The sequence below is a fragment of the Paenibacillus zanthoxyli JH29 genome (genome assembly GCF_000520715.1).
Taxonomy (GTDB): Bacteria; Bacillota; Bacilli; order Paenibacillales; family Paenibacillaceae; genus Paenibacillus_AQ; species Paenibacillus_AQ zanthoxyli.
In genome coordinates this window covers 1-454 of record NZ_ASSD01000411.1, presented here as the reverse complement: position 1 = coordinate 454, position 454 = coordinate 1, and the positions used below count along the sequence as shown (strand labels likewise).

The following is a 454-nucleotide window of genomic DNA, read 5'->3' as shown; positions in this document are numbered from 1 at the left end:
GCCGAGGCGGTGGCCGCAGGCGCAGCGGAGAAAGGGCTGGCGCTGGCCGAAGCCGGAAGCTTCGCCAATGTACCCGGGCGGGGTATCAAGGCCGCCGTCCAGGGCAGGGAGATCATCGTCGGCACCCGCCGGATGATGGAGGAGAACGGCGTCGATGCCGCCCGCTGGCTTGACGCCATGAATGAACTTGAGCAGCAGGGCAAGACGGCGATGCTGGTCTCGGTGGACGGCGATTGCGCGGGGGTCGTGGCCGTCGCGGATACGATCAAGCCGACCTCGCGCGAGGCGGTGGCGGCTCTGCGGGGCATGGGGATCGATGTCGTGATGATCACCGGCGACAATGAGCGGACGGCGCGGGCGATCGCGGCCGAGGCCGGTATTGACCGGGTGATGGCCGAAGTGCTGCCTGAAGGCAAGGCCGAGGCGGTACGGAAGCTTCAAGCGGGCGGCGTGC

Annotated in this window: 1 protein-coding gene; it reads left to right on the top strand. The window is 68.9% G+C overall.

The window, feature by feature from the left end:
• Positions 1 to 454, top strand: a 454-nt coding sequence (locus L691_RS29095) for an HAD-IC family P-type ATPase (RefSeq protein ID WP_036737227.1), incomplete at both ends; no start/stop codon positions are given.